Source organism: Variovorax sp. V118, assembly GCF_041154445.1.
GTDB classification, from domain to species: Bacteria; Pseudomonadota; Gammaproteobacteria; order Burkholderiales; family Burkholderiaceae_C; genus Variovorax; species Variovorax boronicumulans.
In genome coordinates, this window is record NZ_AP028663.1 from 4,080,387 (window position 1) to 4,096,131 (window position 15,745).

The 15,745-nt window shown below is 69.5% G+C and carries 10 protein-coding genes; 2 read left to right on the top strand and 8 right to left on the bottom strand.

Translation table 11 applies throughout. The annotated features are described in order from the left end of the window. Window position 1: 1 nt before the first annotated feature. The 8 genes from ACAM52_RS18985 to ACAM52_RS19020 form a co-directional block, all read right to left on the bottom strand. Window positions 2–1,165, bottom strand: a complete 1,164-nt coding sequence (locus ACAM52_RS18985) for an ABC transporter permease (protein WP_070061709.1) — start codon at window positions 1,163–1,165, stop codon at window positions 2–4. Beyond that, a complete protein-coding gene (locus ACAM52_RS18990) occupies window positions 1,152–2,699 on the bottom strand; it encodes an ABC transporter ATP-binding protein (RefSeq protein WP_095744201.1) in 1,548 nt (515 codons plus the stop codon). Before ACAM52_RS18990 ends, ACAM52_RS18985 begins: the two co-directional genes overlap by 14 nt. Window positions 2,700–3,064: 365 nt before the next feature. Then, the gene (locus tag ACAM52_RS18995) at window positions 3,065–4,462 is read right to left on the bottom strand and encodes an NCS2 family permease (protein ID WP_369644288.1); all 1,398 of its coding nucleotides are present in this window, start codon (window positions 4,460–4,462) and stop codon (window positions 3,065–3,067) included. 76 nt (window positions 4,463–4,538) lie between these two features. Beyond that, window positions 4,539–5,534, bottom strand: a complete 996-nt coding sequence (locus ACAM52_RS19000; protein ID WP_159274497.1) for a LysR family transcriptional regulator — start codon at window positions 5,532–5,534, stop codon at window positions 4,539–4,541. A 94-nt stretch (window positions 5,535–5,628) separates the two neighbouring features. Then, window positions 5,629–8,088, bottom strand: coding sequence for a xanthine dehydrogenase molybdopterin binding subunit (gene xdhB, locus ACAM52_RS19005; RefSeq protein ID WP_369644289.1), 2,460 nt, complete (start codon window positions 8,086–8,088; stop codon window positions 5,629–5,631). Window positions 8,089–8,090: 2 nt separating this feature from the next. Continuing rightward, window positions 8,091–9,707, bottom strand: coding sequence for a xanthine dehydrogenase small subunit (gene xdhA, locus ACAM52_RS19010; RefSeq protein ID WP_369644290.1), 1,617 nt, complete (start codon window positions 9,705–9,707; stop codon window positions 8,091–8,093). Between the two features lie 186 nt (window positions 9,708–9,893). Beyond that, entirely contained in the window at window positions 9,894–10,673 is a 780-nt protein-coding gene (locus ACAM52_RS19015; protein ID WP_369644291.1) for a TSUP family transporter, read from the bottom strand. 267 nt (window positions 10,674–10,940) lie between these two features. Beyond that, on the bottom strand, window positions 10,941–11,855 hold the full coding sequence (locus ACAM52_RS19020; protein ID WP_369644292.1) for a LysR family transcriptional regulator: 915 nt from the start codon (window positions 11,853–11,855) through the stop codon (window positions 10,941–10,943). 87 nt (window positions 11,856–11,942) lie between these two features. Here ACAM52_RS19020 and ACAM52_RS19025 point away from each other — a divergent pair, with 87 nt between their 5' ends. Together ACAM52_RS19025 and ACAM52_RS19030 are read left to right on the top strand one after the other, a co-directional pair. Beyond that, the gene (locus ACAM52_RS19025; protein WP_369644293.1) at window positions 11,943–14,102 is read left to right on the top strand and encodes a thiamine pyrophosphate-dependent enzyme; all 2,160 of its coding nucleotides are present in this window, start codon (window positions 11,943–11,945) and stop codon (window positions 14,100–14,102) included. A 17-nt stretch (window positions 14,103–14,119) separates the two neighbouring features. Further along, a complete protein-coding gene (locus tag ACAM52_RS19030; protein WP_369644294.1) occupies window positions 14,120–15,742 on the top strand; it encodes an indolepyruvate oxidoreductase subunit beta family protein in 1,623 nt (540 codons plus the stop codon). The last annotated feature ends 3 nt before the right edge of the window (window positions 15,743–15,745 follow it).

Genomic DNA, 15,745 nt, shown 5'->3' on the forward strand with positions numbered 1-15,745 from the left:
TTCAGAGCCCTCCTTCGGTGGCACGCGCGGTCGGCGCAACGGGCGCGGTCGGCGCGGTGATCGGCGTGCTGACCTGCAGCGAACTCGTGGTCAACGTGGCGGCCTTGGCGCCGGCCTTGCGGCGGATGCGGTAGGCGATGAGCGTGTCGCAGGCCAGCAGCGTGAACAGCAGCAGGCCCTGGAACACGCCGGTGAGCGACTTGGGCAGGCCCAGGCGCGACTGCGCGAGTTCGCCGCCGATGTAGAACATGCTCATCAGGATCGCCGAGAAGATCATGCCCACCGGATGCAGTCGCCCGACGAAGGCCACGATGATGGCCGCGAAGCCGTAGCCCGCCGGCACGTACGGCGTGAGCTGGCCGATGGGGCCCGCCACTTCGAGCGCGCCCGCCAGGCCGGCCGCGCCGCCCGAGGTGAGCAGCGCGATCCACACCGCGCGGCGTGCCGAGAAGCCGGCATAGCGCGCCGCCGCGGGCGCCAGCCCGCCGACCTGCTGCGCGAAGCCTGCGCGCGTGCGGAACAAAAACACCCACAGCGCGCCCGCGCCGACGAGCGCGATGATCAGCCCGATCGACACGCGCGAGCCCTTCATGAGCCGCGGAATCTGCGTCACCGCCTCGAAGGTCTTGGTCTGCGGAAAGTTGTAGCCCTGCGGATCTTTCCAGGGGCCGAAGACCAGGTAGCTCAGCATCAGCGTGGCCACGTAGACCAGCATCAGGCTCACGAGGATTTCGTTGGCGTTGAACTTGTCGCGCAGGAACGCGACGATGCCCGCCCACACCATGCCCCCCGCGATGCCCGCCAGCAGAATGGCCACGACGATCCAGCTGCCGGTGCTCTTGTCGGCCAAGAGCGCCACGCCGCCCGCCGCGATGGCGCCGCAGACGAACTGCCCTTCGGCGCCGATGTTCCAGACGTTGGAGCGAAAGCACACCGCCAGGCCGAGCGCAATGATGAGCAGCGGCGTGGCCTTCACCATCAGCTCGCCGATGGCGTAGCCGCTCTTGATCGGTTCGTAGAAGAACACCTGCAGACCCTTGACCGGGTCCTTGCCGAGCGCGGCGAACAGCGCCACGCCGATGAGCACGGTGATCAAGAGCGCCAGGATCGGCGAGCCATAGCTCCAGAAGCGCGACAGCTCCGGGCGGGGTTCAAGCTTGAGCATGCGCGCCCTCCTTCTTGTTGTTCTGGTGGGGCTGCGCCTGCGGCCACAGGCCGCTCATCCACTCGCCGATCTGCGGCAGCGTGGCCGCCGCGCGGTCGATCGAGGGCGACAGCCGCCCCTTGGCGATCACGTGCAGTCGGTCGCAGATGTTGAACAGCTCGTCCAGCTCCTCGCTGATCACGAGCACGGCGCAGCCCGCATCGCGCAGCGCGAGGATCTCGGCATGGATGAGCGCCGCTGCGCCCACGTCCACGCCCCAGGTCGGCTGCGAGACGATGAAGAGCTTGGGGTTGGCGTCGATCTCGCGACCGACGATGAATTTCTGCAGGTTGCCGCCCGAGAGCGAGCGCGCCGCCGCGCCCGGGCCGCCGGCCTTCACCTTGAAGCGATCGATGATGGAACGCGCCTGCTTGTCGAGCTCGGCGGTGCGAATCCAGCCGCCCTTGCCCACCGCATTGCTGCGCGTGAGCAGCAGGTTGTGCGCCAGGCCCAGCGTGGGCACGGCGCCGCGCCCCAGCCGTTCCTCGGGCACGAAATGCAGGCCCAGCGCACGCCGCGCGCGCGGGCGCAGCCGGCCGGCCGGCTGGTCGAACACGCGCACCATGGCGGGCTCGGCGCGCACGTCCTCGCCCGAGAGCGTGTACAGCAGTTCCTTCTGGCCGTTGCCCGAGACGCCGGCGATGCCGACGACCTCGCCCGCGCGCACGTCGAAGGAGATGCCGTCCAGGTCGACGCCGAACTGGTCTTCGCGCGCCAACTTCAGGCCCTGCACGCGCAGCGCCACCGCGCCGGCATGCAGCGGGCGGTGCTGCAGCGGCGGCGGCTCGCTGCCGATCATGAGGCGCGAGAGCGATTCGGTGCTCTCGTTGCGCGGGTTGCACACGCCCGTGACCTTGCCGCCGCGCAGCACGGTGCAGGCGGTGCACAGCTCCTGGATCTCGTGCAGCTTGTGGCTGATGTACAGGATGCTGCAGCCTTCCGAGGCCAGTTTGTTCAGCACGCCGAACAGGCGGATCACGGCCTGCGGCGTGAGCACCGAGGTCGGCTCGTCCAGGATCAGCAGCTTGGGGTTGGTGAGCAGCGCGCGGATGATCTCCACCCGCTGCATCTCGCCCACCGACAGCGTGTGCACGGGGCGCGAGGGGTCGATGTCCAGCCCGTATTCGCTGGCCTTGGCCGTGATGCTGCGGGCCACCTCGGCCAGCGCGAGCGACTTGTCCAGGCCCAGCCAGACGTTCTCGGCCACGGTGAGCGTGTCGAACAGGCTGAAGTGCTGGAACACCATGCTGATGCCCAGCGCGCGCGCCTGCTGCGGGTTGCGCAGGTTCACCGCCTGGCCGTCGAAGGTGACGGTGCCTTCGTCGGGCTTGACCGAGCCGTAGATGATCTTCATCAGGGTCGATTTGCCCGCGCCGTTCTCTCCGAGCACGGCATGGATTTCGCCGGGCTGCACGGCCAGGGAGATGTCGCTGTTGGCCACCACCGCGGGGTACCGCTTGGTGATGTGCGCCAGCTGGAGTCTGGGGGTTGTCATGCCGGGTTTCGTGGGTTTGTCTCGTTCAACATCAACAAGCGGGGACAGCTATAAGTTTAGGGCCTGTAAACACTGTGTTTTGGTGCCGCGAAGGCCTGCCAGGGCGGGCCAATCAAGGCGCGCGACGCCGCGTGTGCATGCGCACACGCAAGGAGCGCAACGCCGAGTGGCCCGCCCTGGCAGGCCTTCCCTCCGGGTTGGCCGGCAAAGGGGCTGCCTGCGGCGTTGCCCGCGCTTGCAAGGCAGAAGCCTTGCTGCGCGCGGGCGCCTTGCATCCAGCCCCTTTGCCGGCCAACGCGGCACCAAAACACAGTGTTTACAGGCCCGGGCGTCCCCGCGACCATCGGCGCCCGACGGCGCGTCCTTCAGTGTCCGCCGATGTAGGCGAACTTGAACAGGAAGATCGCCGCGATCACCCAGACCATCGCATGCACTTCCCGTGCCCGGCCGGTGCACAGCTTGAGCACGGCGTAGGTGATGAAGCCGAAGGCCAGGCCGTTGGCGATCGAGTAGGTGAAGGGCATGGCCAGCGCCGTGACGGCCGCCGGGATCACCTCGGTCGTGTCTTCCCAGTCGAGCTCGACCAGGTCGCGCAGCATCAGGCAGCCCACGAAGAGCAGCGCCGGTGCGGTGGCGTAGGCCGGCACCGAGCCCGCCAGCGGCGAGATCATCAGGCAGGCCAGGAACAGCAACGCGACCACCACGGCCGTGAGGCCGGTGCGACCACCGGCTTGCACGCCGGCCGCGCTTTCCACGTAGGCCGTGGTGCTCGAGGTGCCCAGCAGCGAGCCCGCGAAGATCGCGCCGCTGTCGGCCAGCAGCGCCTTGTTCATGCGCTCCATCTTGCCCGGCACCAGCAGGCCGGCGCGCTTGGCCACGCCCATCAGCGTGCCGGTGGCGTCGAACATCTCGACCAGGAAGAACACCAGCACCACGTTCAGGATGCCGCCCTTGAGCGCGCTCAGGATGTCCAGCTGCATGAAGGTGGGCGCGATGGACGGCGGTGCGTCGAACACGCCGTGGAACTTGTTGCCGCCGAAGAAGAACGACAGCACCGTCACCGTGAGGATGCCGATCAGGATGGCGCCGCGCACCTTGAGCCGGTCGAGCGCCACGATCATGAGGAAGCCGATGGTCGCCAGGATCACGGGCGCCGAATGCAGGTCGCCCAGCGTGACGAAGGTGGCCGGCGAAGCCGCGACCACGCCCGCGCTCTTGAGCGCGATGAGCGCCAGGAACATGCCGATGCCCACGGTGATCGCCGTTCGCAAGGACTGCGGTATGCCCGCGATGAACAGCTCCCGCAACCCGGTGACCGTCACGATCAAAAAGAGGCAACCCGAGATGAACACCGCGCCCAGCGCGACCTGCCACGTGTAGCCCATGCCGAGCACGACCACGTAGGCGAAGTAGGCGTTCAGGCCCATGCCCGGCGCCATGGCGATCGGGTAGTTGGCGTACAGGCCCATGATCAGCGTGCCGATGGCCGCGATCAGGCAGGTGGCGACGAAGACGGCGCCCTTGGGCATGCCCGCGTCCCCGAGGATCGACGGGTTCACGAAGATGATGTAGGCCATCGTCAGGAAGGTCGTCAGCCCTGCGATGACTTCGGTGCGCACGGTGGTGTTGTGCTCGGTCAGCTTGAAAAAGCGTTCCAGCAGACCGGCGTTGGCCGGTGCGGTGGCCGCACGCAACGGCGCCGCCTCGGTGGCCCCGGCGGCCCGGGGAGTGGTGGCCTTGGGCACCTCTTCATACCTGTTCATTTCGCTTGTCTCCAGCTGTTGTATGTGGCGGTTCGTTCATCGTTGCCTCGGTCGCGACGCCGGCGCGACGGAGGGCTCAGGGAGGATCGGAAAGCGGCTCAGCCGGCAGGGCTCGGGCGGTGGCGGCGGGCGCGGCATCGAAGCCGGGCCGCAGCGACGCCGCCACGCCCTTGATGCATTCGCGCAGCCAGCGCGCGGAACTCGACGAATGCGTGCGTTCGTGCCAGAGCTGGTAGTACATGAGGCGCGGCAAGGCAGCCGGGCACTCGAGGATCTTCACGGGCAGCCGTGCGGCAAAACGCTCGCAGTACTGGCGCCCGGTGGTGAGCACCAGCAGGCTCGAGGCCACCATGTCCGGGATGAGGCTGAAGTGCGCGCAGCGCGCCGTGATGTTGCGCTGCCGGCCCAGCTCGTCGAGCATCTGGTCGATGATGCCGCGCCCGCCCGGGTGCATGGGCGTGGGCGCGATGTGCTCGGCCGCCAGCCAGGTTTCCAGGTCCCAGCCGCGGCGCACCGCCGGATGGTCCTGGTTGACCAGCGACACCACCTCGTCGCCGAACAGGCGCGCCATGTGCAGGTCTTCCGGCGGCTTGAGCCAGTTGCCGATCACCAGGTCGACCTGCCCGAGCGCCAGGTGCCCGTGGTAGTCCGAATCGGGCGAGAGCGCATGGATCTCGATCTGGCACAGCGGCGCCTCGCGCTTGACCTGCGCCACCAGCATCGGCAGGAACAGCGGGTCCATGTAGTCGCTGGCCGCGATGCGGAACGTGGTGGCCGCCGACTGCGGCTCGAAGCCGCGCGCATCCGAGAACAGCATCTCGGCCGCCCGCAGGATGCTGGCCGCGGGCTCGATCATGCGCAGCCCCGCGTCGGTGGGCACCATGCCCGAGCCCGAACGCACCAGCAGCGGGTCGCCCGACAGCTCGCGCAGGCGCTTCAGCGCGGCCGAGACGGCCGGCTGGTACATGCCCAGGCGGATGGCGGCGCGCGAGACGCTGCGGTCGGTCAGCACGGTATGAAGCACCCGAATCAGATGAAGGTCGATCTTGTCGAAAAGCGCCTGGTCTCTCATGGCTGTTCACACCTTTCTTGTCTGTGCGAACAGTTATACAGCGCAGCATTTGGAGAACGGAAGGACGCTCGGACCGTGCGAGCACGGCCGGTGCTCATTCGCCAGAGGCTGCCTGCACCGCGGTCAGGGCGCGGAGGATGGATTCGCTCGTGGCCGGCGCCTTCAGCGGCGGATCGACCCGGTGCCCGCCCGCGGCCGACACGGCATCGCGGATGGCGAAGAACACCGAGAACGGCAGCAACAGCGGCGGTTCGCCCACGGCCTTGCTGCGGTGAATCGAGTCTTCGAAGTTCTGGCCCTCGAACAGGCGCACGTTGAACACCGGCGGGCAGTCGTTGGCCGTCGGGATCTTGTAGGTGCTCGGCGCGTGCGTGGTGAGCTTGCCGCTTTGCGGATGCCACACCAGCTCTTCGGTCGTGAGCCAGCCCATGCCCTGGATGAAGGCGCCCTCGACCTGGCCGATGTCCACGGCCGGGTTCAGCGACTTGCCCGCGTCGTGCAGGATGTCGGCGCGCAGCAGCTTCCATTCGCCGGTGAGGGTGTCAACCACCACTTCGCTCACCGCCGCGCCGTAGGCGTAGTAGTAGAACGGGCGGCCCTGCATCTTGTCCTTGTCCCAGCTCAGGCCGGGCGTGGCGTAGAAGCCGTCGGACCACAGCTGCTTGCGGTCGAGGTAGGCCTCGCCCACGACAGTGCTGAAGGCCAGCGTGCGGCCGTTCACTTCGACCTGGTCGTTGACAAAGCGCACGTCGGCGGCGTTGCCGCCATGGCGCTCGGCAGCGCAGGCGGCCAGGCGTTCGCGGATCTGGCGCGCGGCATCCTGCGCGGCCTTGCCGTTCAGGTCGGCGCCGGTCGAAGCGGCCGTGGCCGACGTGTTGGCCACCTTGGTCGTGTCGGTCGCGGTGACGCGCACGCGCTCGAAGCTCACGCCCAGCTCGTGCGCCACCACCTGCGCCACCTTGGTGTTCAGGCCCTGGCCCATCTCGGTGCCGCCGTGGTTCACGAGGATCGAGCCGTCGGTGTACACGTGCACCAGCGCGCCGGCCTGGTTGAAGTGCTTCACGTTGAACGAGATGCCGAACTTCAGCGGCGCCAGCGCCAGCCCGCGCTTGAGCACCGGGCTCTTGGCGTTGAAGGCGGCAATCTCTTCGCGGCGCAGGCGGTAGTCGCTGGTTTCCTCCAGCTCGGCCACGAGTTCGTGGACGATGTTGTCGGTCACGGTCTGGCGGTACGGCGTGACGTTGTTCTCGCCCTTGCCGTAGAAGTTGACGCGCCGCACGTCGAGCGGGTCGCGCTTCAATTCGCGCGCCACCGAGTCCATGATGTTCTCGATGGCGATGGCGCCCTGCGGGCCGCCGAAGCCGCGGAACGCGGTGTTGCTCTGCGTGTTGGTCTTGCCCGAGAAGCCGTGCATGCTCACGTTGGGCAGCCAGTAGGCGTTGTCGAAGTGGCACAGCGCGCGCGTCATCACCGGGCCCGACAGGTCGGCCGAGTGGCCGGCGCGCGAGACCATGGTGATCTCGGCGCCGAGGATGCGGCCCTCGTCGTCATAGCCCACGTCGTACTCGTACCAGAAGCAGTGGCGACGGCCGGTGATCATGAAGTCGTCGTCGCGGTCCAGGCGCAGCTTCACGGGGCGCTGCAGCTGGCGCGCCGCAATGGCCGCCACGCAGGCAAAGATCGCCGACTGCGACTCCTTGCCGCCGAAGCCGCCGCCCATGCGTCGGCATTCGACGTGCACTTCATTCGAGGACAGGTGCAGCGCGTGTGCCACCAGGTGCTGCATTTCGCTCGGGTGCTGCGTCGAGCAGTGGATGTGCAGCGTGCCGCCCTCCTTCGGGATGGCGTAGCTGATCTGGCCTTCGAGGTAGAACTGTTCCTGCCCGCCGACGTCGAGCGTGGCGGTGTGGCGGTGCGGCGCCTTCGCGATGGCGGCGCGCACGGCGGCCTCGTCGCCGCCGTTGGCGGCCCCGCCGCTGCGCACGATGTGCATCGGCGGCACCACGTACTGGCCGCGCGCATGCGCGTCCTGCGGCGTGAGCACGGGCGGCTGCGCCTCGATGGTCAGCGCGTCCTTGGCCTTGGCGGCGGCGCGGCGCGCGGCGTCGCGCGTTTCGGCGATCACGGCGAACACGGGCTGGCCGAGGTAGCGGATCTCGCCGCCGTCGTTCACGGGCAGCAGGATCGGGTCGTCGTGAATGATCGAGCCGCAGTCGTTGGTGCCGGGGATGTCGTCGGCGGTGAGCACCGTGACCACGCCGGGCATGGCGCGGATGGCGTCGAGCGACAGCGCCGTCACGCGGCCGTTGGCGGCCGGCGACAGGCCCAGCGCGCAGTGCAGCGTGCCGGCGAGTTCGGGAATGTCGTCGATGTAGGTGGCCTCGCCGGCCACGTGCAGGTGCGCCGACTCGTGCGGGCGGCTGATGCCCACGCGCATGCCGCGGCCGTGGGCCAGCGCTTCGGCGCCCACGTCGATGCGGGCGGCGGTGTTCTTCAGGTAGTCGGCAAAGGCCTCGGCGGGCTGCAGCAGGCGGGCGTCGATGGGTTTGTTCATGGTCAGAGTCCTTCCGCCGCAACCTTGGCAACGACATGGGGCATCACGCTCCAGACGCTGGTTTCTTCGATGGACAGCGCGTCCTGCGTGCGGGTTTCGAGCCACAGGCGCTGGATCAGGTTCTGCGCCACCTGCAGGCGGTAGTCGGCCGAGGCCCGCATGTCGGAGAGCGGCTTGAAATCCTGCGCCAGCGCCAGCTTGGCGGTGGCCACGCTGGCCTGCGTCCAGGGCTTGCCCACGAGCGCGGCTTCGGCGTTGGCGGCGCGCTTGACGGTGGCGGCCATGCCGCCGAAGGCCAGGCGCACGGCCTTCACCGTGTCGCTGCCGTCGGCTTCCAGTTCGATGGCGAAGCCCGCGCACAGCGCAGAGATGTCGCAGTCGAAGCGCTTGCTGATCTTGTAGGCGCGCACCTGGCGGCGCATGGCGGCCAGCGGCACGGCCAGTCCCTGCACGAACTCGCCGGGCTGCAGCTCGTTCTTCATGTAATCGAGATAGAACGCGGGCAGCGGCATGCGGCGAACCACATCGCCGCGGCGCAGTTCGATCTGCGCGTCCAGCGACATCAGCACCGGCGGCGAGTCGCCGATGGGCGAGCCGTTGGCGACGTTGCCGCCCATGGTGCCGGCGTGGCGGATCGGCGGCGAGGCAAAGCGCAGCCACACGTCGGCCAGGCTGGGCACGCGCTCGACCAGCGCGCCGAAGGCGGCTTCGAGCGAGGCGCCGGCGCCGATGTAGAGCTCGTCGGCGCGCTCCTCGACCGTCTTCATCTCGGCCACATCGCCGACATAGATGATGTCGCCGAGGTCGCGGAACTGCTTGTTGACCCACAGGCCGACGTCGGTCGAGCCGGCCAGCAGCTGGGCGCGCGGCTTCTGCACGCGCAGTGCGGCGAGCTGGGCCAGGGTCTTGGGGGCATGGAAGTGGTCGATGCGGGCGCCCAGCGGGGCCGCGTAGTCCAGGCCGTCGTTCTTCAGCGCGGTGAGCGCGGCCACCACGGGCGCGGTGTCCAGGCGCACGGCCGGCAGGTCGAACATGCGCTGGCCGGCGTCGAGGATGGGGCGGTAGCCGGTGCAGCGGCACAGGTTGCCCGACAGGTCGTCGGCCAGCTGCTGGCGCGTGGGCTGCGTGCCCTCGGCCTGGTGGTGTTCGTAGGTGGCCCACAGCGACATCACGAAGCCCGGCGTGCAGAAACCGCACTGCGAGCCGTGGCAGTCGACCATGGCCTGCTGCACGGGGTGCAGTGGGTGGACGGCGTGCTTGGCGGTGGATTCCGTCTTGGGCTTGCACTGCGACGCGCACTGGCCCTTGAGGTCTTCGACCGTGAACAGCGCCTTGCCGTGCAGCGTGGGCAGGAACTGGATGCAGGCGTTGACGGTCTGCAGCTGCAGGCCGTCGACCGCGCCGGGTGCGTGGGCGTCGGTGGCCAGCTCGCCGATGACGACGGTGCAGGCACCGCAGTCGCCTTCGTTGCAGCCTTCCTTGGTGCCGGTGCAGCGCGCGTCCTCGCGCAGCCAGTCGAGCACGGAGCGGGTCGGATGGACCCCGCTGACGTCGACGATCTTTCCGCGATGGAAGAAGCGGATCGGTTGAATCGGTGTACTGCTGCTCTCGGTGCTCATGCTTTTTCAGGCTCGTGGGCGGCCCGTCATGGGCCAGTCATGGACGTTAGCGGCTTGCGTGGGGTCTTGCATACGGGCACGCCCATAACGCGTATGTGAGGGTCGGTATGCCACGTCCGGGGAAACCCTTGGATTGACGTTGCAATTCCCGGGCCACGCCGGAAACCGAGGGTTTTCAGCCGTTTTTCAGCCGTGTGCGATGGCGGTCCAGGCGGTGGCCAGCAGCGTCACGCCGGCCACGAAAAGCAGCCCGGCGACCAGCCATTGCAAGGTGCGCGGTTGCAGCTTGTTGGGCAGGCGATGGTGCAGCCGGGTCGCGGCGTAGACCACGGGCATGGCGCAGCCGGCCAGCAGCGCCGAGTGCCACGAGAAGTGGCCCGTGGGCACCACGATGACGAGCCGCACGAGCGAGTTGAAGGCGAACATCAGCAGCAGCGCGCGACGCACGAGTTCGCGGTCCAGCGGCTGGCGGTACATGTGGAAGACGATGGGCGGGCCGGAGGCGGAAAACAGCCCGCCCAGCACGCCCGAAAGCCCGCCGATGAGGGCGAAGCTGGTGCGGCCCGACACGGCCGGCAGCGGCTTGCCCTGCAGCATCAGCAACACCGCGCACACCAGGATCGACACGCCCAGCAAGCCCCGCAACCACGACACGGCGCTGCCGCTGAGCCACACGAGCAGCATGAGCCCGACGATGACGCCGACGGTGCTGCCGTTGAGCGCGGGCTTCATCAGCTGCCAGGGCACGGGGCCGGGGCGCGCGCGGAAATAGGTCCAGGCGTTGATGAGGCTCAGCACGGTCGCGGCGTTGGCCGCGTCGTTCACGCTGGCGATGTCGAACACCGACACGAGGCCCAGCAGGATGAGGCTGAACGCAAAGCCCGTGAGGTTCTGCGCGTAGGTGGCCAGGCCCACGCAGGCCATGAAGATCAGGACCGGGACGGCCCCGGAAAGAATCGCTTGCACCGGGGTGTCGTCAGCGCGCGCCGAGGCTTGCGGGACGGAAGAAGGAAGCGGGGGAAAGGGGATGCGGGACGGACATTCGGACGGGGATCGGGGGACGGGGGCGCGAGGCGGGGAACGCTTGAGAATAACGCGTGTGTCCGGGGGGCGTGCCCAGGCCACCGGGTACTTCCCTCCGCGAATGTCCCCCGGGCTTCGCCCTCCTCCTTGATTTCGCTGCGGGAAGCACCCAGTGCCCTGGTCACGAGGGGCGCTGCGGGTGTTCGCAGGTCAGCCGCGCTCCGAGAACAACGCCACGATCACCTGCCGCAACCAGCGGTTGCCGGGGTCGGCCTCGAAGCGCTTGCTCCAGTGCAGCGACACGGTGAAGTCGCGCAGCGGAAACGGCGGCTCGACGATGGCGTAGCCGCCCTCGGCCGCGAAGCCGCGCGCGATGTTGCGCGGCATCACCACCGCCAGGTCGGTGGCGCGCACGATGGCCGGCAGCACCATGAAGTGCTCGGTCGTCAGGCGCAGGCGGTCTTCGAGGTTCAGCAGCTGCAGGATGCGCAGCGTGTCGGCGTGGGTGCGCACGGCCACGTAGTCGAGCTCGTGCAGCGCGGCCAGCAGCGCCTGGCCGCTGCGCCGGCGCTTCACGAAGGGGTGGTCGTGGCGCAGCAGCACGATGTAGCGGTCTTTCAGCAACTGCGTGCGCTGGGTGTCCTCCACGTGCGGCAGGAAGCCGAAGGCGAAGTCGACCTTGCCGCTGTCCAGCGCGGTGGCGATCTCGCCCGGCGCGAGCGGCATGGTCTCCACGCGCACGCCCGGTGCCAGCTCGCGCAGCCGCGCCATCAGCGCGGGCAAGAAGCGGCCCTCGCCGATGTCGCTCATGTGGATGCGAAAGAGCTTGCGCGAGGCCGCCGGGTCGAAGCGCTCGGGCTCGGCCAGCGCCTGCTGCAGCATGGCCAGCGCCGACTGCACGGGCACCGCCAGCCGCTCGGCGCGCGGCGTGGGCGCCACGCCGCCGAGGCTGCGCGTGAACAGCGCGTCGCCCAGCAGCAGGCGCAGCCGCGTGAGGCCGTGGCTGGCCGCCGGCTGCGTGAGGCCCAGGGCCTCGGCGGCGCGGCTCACGTTGCGGGTGCGGTAGACGGCGTCGAACAACCGCAGCAGGTTGAGGTCGACCGCATCGATATGCACGCCATTCATATTCGATAGCTGGCTCATTGCATTGAAGTATGACGCAGGCCCGCCCACACTCCCGCGTTCTCCCCACGACAAGAAGCACGAGACACGATGGAAGTTTCATTCAGCAAGGAAGTGGAAATGCTGCGCCTGGGCGCGGGCGACACCTTCCACGGCGAGGGCATCCTCGCGATCACCAAGGGCCTGCTGCAGTCGGGCGTGGCCTACGTCGGCGGCTACCAGGGCGCGCCGGTGTCGCACCTGCTCGACGTGATGGTGCAGGGCAAGGCCTACATGGACGAGCTGGGCGTGCACGTCGAGGCCTGCTCCAACGAGGCCTCGGCGGCGGCGATGCTCGGCGCGTCCATCCACTACCCGCTGCGCGGCGCCGTGACCTGGAAGTCGATCGTCGGCACCAACGTGGCGGCCGATGCGCTGTCGAACCTGTCGTCGCCCGGCGTGACCGGCGGGGTGCTGATCGTGGTGGGCGAGGACTACGGCGAAGGCGCCAGCGTGATCCAGGAGCGCACGCACGCCTACGCGCTCAAGTCGAGCATGTGCCTGCTCGATCCGCGGCCCGACCTGGGCGTGATGGTGCGCATGGTCGAGCAGGGCTTCCAGCTGTCGGAGGCCTCGAACATGCCCTGCCTGATGGAGCTGCGCATCCGCACCTGCCACGTGCGCGGCAGCTTCGACTGCAAGGACAACATCGCGCCCGCCGTGTCCACGCGCGCGCTGATGGACGAGCCGGCCGGCTTCAACTACATGAAGCTCGCGCACCCGCCCGTCACCTTCCGCCACGAGAAGCTCAAGGGCGACGAGCGCATGCCCGCCGCGCGCCGCCACATCGTGGCGAACGGCCTCAACGAGCTGATGCCCGGCCGGCGCCACCCCGACCTGGGCATCGTGGTGCAGGGCGGGCTGTACAACGCGCTGATCCGCAGCCTGCAGCAGCAGGGCCTGGCCGATGCCTTCGGCGACACCGACATCCCGATCCTCGTGCTCAACGTGACCTACCCGCTGGTGCCCGAGCAGGTGGCCGATTTCTGCATCGGCAAGCGCGCGGTGCTGGTGGTGGAAGAAGGCCAGCCCGAGTACATCGAGCAGGACATCGCCACGCTGCTGCGCCGGCGCGACATCCAGACCCCGCTGCACGGCAAGGACCTGCTGCCGCAGGCCGGCGAGTACGGCGTGGAGGTGCTGTCGGGCGGCCTCGCGGCCTTTGCCGAACGCTACCTCGGCGCGAGCGAGGCCGCCACCTCGGCGCAGGCCTGGCTGGCCGGCAACCGCGAACGCCGCGAGGCGGTGGCGCGCCGGCTCGACGCGCCGCTGCCCAACCGCCCGCCGAGCTTCTGCGTGGGTTGCCCCGAGCGGCCGGTGTTCTCGGCCCTCAAGCTGGCGCAGCAGGAGACGGGGCCGGTGCACATCGCGGCCGACATCGGTTGCCATGCCTTCGGCACCTTCGAGCCGTTTTCGATGGGCCACTCGATCCTCGGCTACGGCATGAGCCTGGCCAGCCGCGCGGGCGTGACGCCGATGATGAACCGGCGCACGCTGTCGATCATGGGCGACGGCGGCTTCTGGCACAACGGCCTGCTCACGGGCGTGCAGAGCGCGCTGTTCAACGACGACGACGCAGTGCTGCTGATCTTCAAGAACGGCTACACCTCGGCCACCGGCACGCAGGACATCATCTCCACGCCCGACGACGAGATCAAGGAGCGCGCCGTCGACAAGCAGCAGAGCCTGGTCGACAAGAACCAGACCATCGAGGCCACGCTGAAGGGCCTGGGCGTGCAGTGGATGCGCACCGTCACCACCTACGACGTGGAGCGCATGCGCAAGACGCTCACCGAGGCGCTCACGAGCGACTTCAACGGCCTGAAGGTGGTGATCGCCGAGGGCGAGTGCCAGCTCGAGCGGCAGCGCCGCATCAAGCCGTGGATCGCCGGCCTGCTGAAGAAGGGAAAACGTGTGGTGCGCGTGAAGTACGGCGTCGACGAAGACGTGTGCAACGGCGACCACGCCTGCATCCGCCTGTCGGGGTGCCCCACGCTCACGCTCAAGGACAACCCCGATCCGCTGAAGGTCGACCCGGTGGCCGTCGTCATCGACGGCTGCGTGGGCTGCGGCCTGTGCGGCGCCAACGCGCACGCGGCCACGCTGTGCCCCAGCTTCTACCGCGCCGAGGTGGTGCAGAACCCGAAATGGCACGAACGTCTGCTGCACGGCCTGCGCAGCGCGATCGTCGGCGCCCTGCGCCCGGCCTGAGAAGAAAGAACAGAGACATGGAACAGAACCGTCCCACCACCCTGCTCGTGTGCGCCCTCGGCGGCGAAGGCGGCGGCGTGCTCACCGAATGGCTGGTCGACGCCGCGCGGCACGCGGGCTACACGGCGCAGAGCACGTCGATCCCCGGCGTGGCGCAGCGCACCGGCGCCACCACCTACTACCTCGAAGTGTTCCCGGTGCCGATGGCGCAGCTGGGCGGCCGGCGCCCGGTGTTCAGCCTGGGCCCGGTGCCGGGCGCGCTCGACGCGATCGTCTCGTCGGAGCTGCTGGAGACCACGCGCCAGATCGGCAACGGCATGAGCGCGCCGCTGCGCACGCTGGTCATCAGCTCGTCGGCGCGCGTGCTCACCACGGCCGAGCGCATGGTGCCCGGCGACGGCCGCGCCGATGCACAGCGCCTGCTGGACGTGGTCAAGGCCTTCAGCCGCGAGCACCACGTGCTCGACATGGGCGCCATGGCGCGCGAGGCCGGCACGGTGGTCAGCGCCGTGATGCTGGGCGCGATCGCGGGCAGCGGCCTGTTCCCGTTTCCGCGCGAGGCCTACGAGCGCGCGGTGCGCGGCGACGACGAAGCCGCGCCCGACAAGCTCGGCAAGATGGCCGCCGCCAGCCTGCGCGGCTTTGCCGCCGCCTTCGAGGCCGTGCGCGCACCGCGCGCCCAGGCCGCCTTCGTGCAGGGCGTGCTGGCCGGCGACGACACGCGCGACGCGCCTCCGCCGCCGCAGCCCCTGCCCGACGACGTGGCGCGCCGCTTTCCGCCGGCCGTGCACGACATGCTCACGCTGGGCCATGCGCGGGTGCGCGACTACCAGGACGACGCCTACGCCGCGCTGTACGCCGAGCGCCTCGCGCGGGTGCTCGAGGCCGAGCGCGCCGCCGACCCGTCGGGCGCGCAGGGCTTCGCGGTCACGCGCGAAATGGCGGGCTGGCTGGCGCTGTGGATGGCCTTCGACGACATCGTGCGCGTGGCCGCGCTGAAGGGCCGCGCCAGCCGTGCGCAGCGCGTGCGCCAGGAAGTGCGCGCCGGCGACGACGACCTCGTGAAGGTCTTCGACCACTTCAAGCCCGGCGCGCCCGAGTTCGCGGCGCTGCTGCCGCCGTCGCTCGCGCGCCGCGTGACCGCCTGGGACCGCGCCCGCCAGTCGCGCGGACTTGCGCCGTGGGCCTTGCCGCTGCAGGTGGGCAGCCACTCGGTGCTGGGCATGGCCTCGCTGCGCGTGCTGGCCTCGCTCACCTGGCTGCGCCGGCGCGGCAGCCGCTTTGCCGAAGAGCAGGCGCTGATCGAGCGCTGGCTGGCCGCCGTCGAGACCGGCACGCGCGCGCACTGGGCGCTGGGCCGCGAGCTGGCGCTGTGCGGCCGGCTCATCAAGGGCTACGGCAGCACCAACGAGCGCGGCAAGCACAACCTGCTGCACGTGATCGACGAGCTCGCAGGCCGCGCCACGCTGCAGCCCGCCGCGCGCGCCGAGGCGATCGCCGCGGCCCGCGAGGCCGCGCTCGCGGACGAAGGCGGCAAGGCGCTGGACGCCGCGCTCACGCGCCACGGCGCCGCCCCGCGCCCGGTGCAGGCGCAACCCATCCGCTGGATGAAGCGGCCCAAGACAACGACCACGACCTGAGGA

Coding starts and splice junctions, on each gene's coding strand:
- xdhB (WP_369644289.1), bottom strand. CDS start 8,088: ATGAACAAACCCATCGACGCCCGCCTGCTGCAGCCCGCCGAGGCCTTT.
- ACAM52_RS18985 (WP_070061709.1), bottom strand. CDS start 1,165: ATGCTCAAGCTTGAACCCCGCCCGGAGCTGTCGCGCTTCTGGAGCTAT.
- ACAM52_RS19025 (WP_369644293.1), top strand. CDS start 11,943: ATGGAAGTTTCATTCAGCAAGGAAGTGGAAATGCTGCGCCTGGGCGCG.
- ACAM52_RS19020 (WP_369644292.1), bottom strand. CDS start 11,855: ATGAATGGCGTGCATATCGATGCGGTCGACCTCAACCTGCTGCGGTTG.
- xdhA (WP_369644290.1), bottom strand. CDS start 9,707: ATGAGCACCGAGAGCAGCAGTACACCGATTCAACCGATCCGCTTCTTC.
- ACAM52_RS19030 (WP_369644294.1), top strand. CDS start 14,120: ATGGAACAGAACCGTCCCACCACCCTGCTCGTGTGCGCCCTCGGCGGC.
- ACAM52_RS18995 (WP_369644288.1), bottom strand. CDS start 4,462: ATGAACAGGTATGAAGAGGTGCCCAAGGCCACCACTCCCCGGGCCGCC.
- ACAM52_RS18990 (WP_095744201.1), bottom strand. CDS start 2,699: ATGACAACCCCCAGACTCCAGCTGGCGCACATCACCAAGCGGTACCCC.
- ACAM52_RS19000 (WP_159274497.1), bottom strand. CDS start 5,534: ATGAGAGACCAGGCGCTTTTCGACAAGATCGACCTTCATCTGATTCGG.